This is a genomic window from Candidatus Binatus sp., assembly GCF_030646925.1.
Taxonomy (GTDB): Bacteria; Desulfobacterota; Binatia; order Binatales; family Binataceae; genus Binatus.
This window is the reverse complement of sequence record NZ_JAUSKL010000015.1, coordinates 1-5,109: the sequence shown is the minus strand read 5'-3', so window position 1 is coordinate 5,109 and position 5,109 is coordinate 1. Positions and strand designations below refer to the sequence as shown.

Below are 5,109 nucleotides of genomic sequence, written 5' to 3'. Positions count from 1 at the left end.
GCGACTCCCACGGCAACATCGACGAGGACCGCGACGCGCACCGCGACGCGCACGCCAACTTCAACGAGGACGGCGACTCGTACAGCGACGCGCACAGCAACCCGCACTGCGACGCGGACGGCGACTCGTACCGCCACCTCGACACCCGCAGCAGCCACCGCGACTCGAACTCCGACCCGCACTGCGACCAGGACGGCAACTCGCACGGCGACAAGGACTGCGACTCGCACCGCGACTCCCACGGCAACATCGACGAGGACCGCGACGCGCACCGCGACGCGCACGCCAACTTCAACGAGGACGGCGACTCGTACTGCGACCTCGACACCCGCAGCAGCCACCGCGACTCGAACTCCGACCCGCACTGCGACCAGGACGGCGACTCGTACCGCCACCAGGACCGCAACCCGTACGGCAACGAGAACCGCAACTCGAACGCCGACCTCTACACCCACGCCGTAATGGAGGTTGAGAAGCTGGCAATCGAGGGCAAGCCGCGAGAATAGGAAAGTAAGTTTCGGGTGATTAGCTCGCAACCATGGCCGCCGGAATCGGCGGCCGTGGTAGAAGACTGAGAATGCGCGAACGCGCCGGGATGCGCGCAATCTCAGCTCAGTCTCGATGGCGGAGGGGGTGGGATTCGAACCCACGAGCGACTTTCATCGCTGCCGGTTTTCAAGACCGGTGCCTTCAACCGCTCGGCCACCCCTCCGGCGTTCAGCGCGCCGCTACAGTATGCTTCAAGAAATGGGAATAGACGAGGAGCGCAGTAGCTGGTCTGCCATAACAGGTCGATGCTGAACTTCTCGCGATCGAGCGCCACGCGCGATCATTGCTGACACTGTGGTCCTTGCGAAAACCGGCAGGATTCGCTGGTCGAGGCGTGATCAAATCATGGGAACCTGGTTCAAATCCGGGCGCGTATTATTTTTCGAGGTCGATCGCCTGGGGCGCCGTGAATCCGTGTTGCTGCATCAGCGCGGCGACAGCTGGCTCCTTGAGAAAATTCAGAAACTGCCAGGCAACTTGTTTCTCGTGCGACGATTTCAGGATCACCGCGGCCTGCACGATCGCGGGATAATCCGCGGCGGGGACCTCGACGAATCGTCCCCTGGCCTTCATCGCGGGAGCGACCGCGAGCGATAGCGCCACGATGCCGATATCGGCGTTGCCCGACTGAACGAACTGCGCGGCCTGCGAGACGTTCTCTCCCAGCACGAGCTTGTCTCTGACCTTGTCGTAGATCCCTTCGTGCCGCATCGCAGCCACCGCCGCCCGCCCGTACGGAGCGTGCTCGGGATTGGCGATTGCTATCTTGCGGAGAGCGGGCTCGAGCAGCGCCTGCAGTCCGCGGCTGAGGTCGAGCTTCGATTCATCTGGCGCCCAAAGCACGATCCTGCCGTTCGCATACGGGTAGAGAGTTCCCGCTTCAGTCAGGCCGGCCGCCTCGAGCTTTTTCGGGTAGTCGATGTCGGCCGAGAAGAACAAATCGTAGGGGGCGCCGTTCTGAATCTGGGAAAAGAAGTTCCCCGATGAACCGTAGGAGAGCTTGACCGCGTTGCCAGTCTGCTGCTCGAAGCGCGTCGCGACGTCCTTGAAGGCGAAAGTGAGATCGGAGGCGGCGGCGATCGTGATTTCCGAAGCGTCGGCGCACGCGGGAATGAATACGCTCAGACACAGTATCAATATCCCGAGCGTTCTGAGCGGCCGCGCACTCGTGGAGCCCAGCACCTCATTCATCGGTCATCTCCCGCACCCGATAGGCCAGGCCTTGCCCGCCATCACCGATCGCGCATCTGATGTGTTGCTATAACACTTGTCAGTTCGCCCTAACAATGGCGTACACGAAAGACGCGAACGTGCGCTGGCTCACGCGGCTCGAGCTTGCCTCGCGCGCCGGGGATCTCCGCGGCATCCGCGGGGGCGACCGAGTCGGATGCTTATTGGCCGGGCGCTTTAAGGTGTCTGATTTGATCGCGCGGTTCTGGGTCAGGCTCTTTACGGAGCGGTTACCGGAGCTTCAGCCCATAGCTTGATGCCGCCGAGCAATCCATCGGTGTTGCTCACGACTGTGACGTCGGTGGGCAGCCTGAAATCGATGTGCTCGGTGTTGCCGCCGCCGATGTACAATCGATCGTAGTTGAAGGTCTGCGCGAGCTCGGTGATCGCTTCCTGCAGGAGCGCGTTCCATTTCTTCTTGCCCTTCTTCTTGAACGCGCGGATGCCGAGTTCATCCTCGTAGGTCTTGCCATTGTGAAATGGATGATGCGCGAGCTCGAGATGGATGCGATGCCCGTCGACGAACAGCACCGAGCCGAAGCCGGTGCCGAGCGTGATCACCAATTCGTCACCCTTGCCGCTCACGCTGCCGAGTCCCTGCACATCGGCGTCATTGGCGACGCGCGCCGGGCGGTTGAGTTTTCGCCTGAGGCCGCCTTCGAGATCGAATTCCTTCCATCCCTTGCCCAGATTGGGGGCGCTATAAACGATGCCCTTCTTGATCACGCCGGGGAAACCGGCCGACGCGCGATCGAAGTCGCCGAGTTTTTTGCCGAGCCTCGCGATGATTGCGAGCACTTTTTTCGGGGTCGCGTTGGCGGGCGTCTTGAGGCGTTCGCGCTTGGTCGTCATCTCGCCTTTCTCGTCGAGAATCGCCGCCTTGATTCCGGTGCCGCCGATGTCGATCGCGAGGGTTTTCAATCCGCCCGGCTCTACTTCGGTGGGGGCGATAACTGGCTTGGCGGTGACGGCTGCTTTCTTCTTCATCGAATCGTTTGCCTCAATCCGCGGATGTTCGAGAATTCCATCGCAGCTATTCGTTCATAGCTGGTCAGTTCTCGCAAGCACGGTTGACGCGGCAATCTTCAGGCGGCGGGTTCGCGATCGGGCACGCGCGCCAGCCTAAGCGATCCCGGCAGGCGCGAGGTATGCTCGGGAGTAAGCCTGAGCTTGCGCGTCTGCTCGTTGAAGAGCTGGGCGTAAACGCCCGAGCGTTTCACCAATTCCGCGTGCGCGCCGACTTCCACCACGCGGCCGCGATCGAGCACGACGATCACGTCCGCATCGACGGCGCTCGCGAGGCGATGCGCAATCAGAAAGGAGGTGCGGCCTTTCATCAGGCGGCGCACCGCGTCATGAATCAGATTTTCGACTTCGGAATCGAGGCCTGACGTCGCTTCGTCGAGAATCAGGATCGGAGGATTTTTCAGAAAGACGCGCGCGAGCGCCAGCCGCTGGCGTTGCCCGGTCGAGGGGCGCACGCTGCCCTCGCCAATCGTGGTATCGAGCTTGTTGGACAGCGACTCGATGAAATCGCGGATGTTGGCCTGCTCGAGCGCGCGCCAGACGTCGCCGTCGGACGCGCCGGGGCGGCCGTACTGGACGTTCTCGCGAATCGACGCGCTGAAGAGGATCGCGTCCTGCGGCACGATCCCGATCGAATCGCGCAACGACTTTAGCGTCACGGCAGAAATATCGGTTCCATCGATCAGAATGCGGCCCGCGGTCAATTCGTAAAAGCGCGGAATCAGGCTCGCGAGCGTGGTTTTGCCCGCGCCCGAACGACCGACCAGCGCGACGGTGGTGCCGGCGGCGACCGCGAGGTTCACATCGTGCAGCACCATCCGACGCGGTCCGCCGTCGAGCGGCTTGTAGCCGAAGCCGAGATGCTCGATCTCGACGCATCCGTGCGGCACCGGCAGGGCCGGCGCGCCGGCGAGGTCGGTCACTTCCGGCGTCTCGTCGAAAAACTGGAAGATGCGCTCGATCGCGGCGAGCGAGGTCGCGACGATCACCGACAGTTCGGAGAAGCGTTGCAGCGGCAGATAGAGCGCGCCCAGGAATGCGAAGAATGCGACCACGGTGCCGATGGTCATCTTGCCGTGCATGATCATCAGCGCGCCCGCCCAGATGACCAGCAGCGGCGCCGAGCGCGAGATGAACTCGGTGAACATCTGATGGGTCGCCGACAGCCTGACGCTATCGATCGTCAGGTCGTAGAGCTGGGTGGTGCGCTGATGGAAGCGGCGAGCTTCGGCGGCTTCGCGCGCGAACGATTTCACCGTCGAGATGCCGGCGACGCGCTCCTGCAGCTCGCCGGAAAATTCCTCTACCACTTCCTGCAGGTCGTGGCTGGTTTCCTTGATTTTCGGCGAGAGGATGCGGATGACGGCGACGTAGAACGGGATGACGATCAGCGAAATCCACGCCAGGCGCGTGTTCAGATAAAAGAGCAGCCACACGACGAAGCCGAGCGAGACGCCGTCCATCCAGATGTTGATCATCGCGGAGCCGACGAAATTTTGCGCCATCGAGATGTCCGAAATGAAGCGCGACACCACGGCGCCGGAAGTCGTGCGATCGAAAAACGAATGCGACAGGCGCTGCATGTGAAGGAACAGCGCGTAGCGAAGGTCGAAGATCAGGCGATGGCCCGCCATGCTCGCCCAATAGTTGCGAAAATAGGTTGCGATCGCCTGCACGAAGAACAGTACGAAGAGCGCGGCGGTCAGAGCCTCGAGCTTGGCGGCCGAGCCGGCGCCTAAGTGAAGCGTCGAGGCGAGCGAAACGCACAATCGGTCGATGAGCGCATCCACCTTTTCGATTCGCGGCTGCGGCACCAGCAAGACGTCGAAGACGTATTTGAAGGCGAGCGGAAAGGCGAGCGGCATCGTGAATTTGAGGATGCCCATCGCGGAGCCGCCGGCGACGAGCCATAGATGCGGCCGGACGTAGCCGAGAAATCGAATCAGGGCGGTGCGCGGAAAGATGCGATCGGAGACGCGCGCGAAGATGCCGCGGCGAGGTTGGTCGGGGTCGTCGGGCGCTTCGTTCGGCTCCCGATTCGAGGACTCAGCTACGGTGCTCGCGGTTGGCGATGCGGGCCGAGGAGTTGGCATCCGCACAGATTAGCAGTCGCGATGGGCGCAGAAAATACGCGATCGGCTAATCGCGGTGTTCATCGCCGACGCGACAAAATTGCGGATGCCCTACGCGGGCGACTGGATGCGATCGATCAGTGCGGGGATGCGGCTCCGCCTGGAGTGTCCGGCGAGTCCGGCCGACGCGAGTCGCTCCATGTATTCGCTCACGACCAGCTTGATGAACCTC

3 protein-coding genes, 1 tRNA gene and 1 pseudogene are annotated in these 5,109 nt (G+C 62.4%); 1 reads left to right on the top strand and 4 read right to left on the bottom strand.

What is annotated here, in order from left to right:
* Positions 1-506, top strand: a pseudogene (locus tag Q7S58_RS01745) (hypothetical protein); the annotation flags it as partial.
* A 116-nt stretch (positions 507-622) separates the two neighbouring features.
* On the opposite strand, the gene Q7S58_RS01740 reads toward Q7S58_RS01745, so the two are convergent.
* The 4 genes from Q7S58_RS01740 to Q7S58_RS01725 form a co-directional block, all read right to left on the bottom strand.
* Positions 623-712, bottom strand: a tRNA-Ser gene (locus tag Q7S58_RS01740).
* 212 nt (positions 713-924) lie between these two features.
* Positions 925-1,740 carry a molybdate ABC transporter substrate-binding protein gene (gene modA / locus Q7S58_RS01735; protein WP_304820167.1) on the bottom strand — a complete coding sequence of 272 codons (816 nt, stop codon included), beginning with the start codon at positions 1,738-1,740 and terminating at the stop codon, positions 925-927.
* Between the two features lie 258 nt (positions 1,741-1,998).
* Positions 1,999-2,766, bottom strand: a complete 768-nt coding sequence (locus Q7S58_RS01730; protein WP_304820165.1) for an ROK family protein — start codon at positions 2,764-2,766, stop codon at positions 1,999-2,001.
* A gap of 98 nt (positions 2,767-2,864) precedes the next feature.
* Positions 2,865-4,898, bottom strand: a complete 2,034-nt coding sequence (locus tag Q7S58_RS01725; protein WP_304820163.1) for an ABC transporter ATP-binding protein — start codon at positions 4,896-4,898, stop codon at positions 2,865-2,867.
* Between the last annotated feature and the right edge of the window lie 211 nt (positions 4,899-5,109).

Coding starts and splice junctions, on each gene's coding strand:
- modA (WP_304820167.1), bottom strand. CDS start 1,740: ATGAATGAGGTGCTGGGCTCCACGAGTGCGCGGCCGCTCAGAACGCTC.
- Q7S58_RS01730 (WP_304820165.1), bottom strand. CDS start 2,766: ATGAAGAAGAAAGCAGCCGTCACCGCCAAGCCAGTTATCGCCCCCACC.
- Q7S58_RS01725 (WP_304820163.1), bottom strand. CDS start 4,898: ATGCCAACTCCTCGGCCCGCATCGCCAACCGCGAGCACCGTAGCTGAG.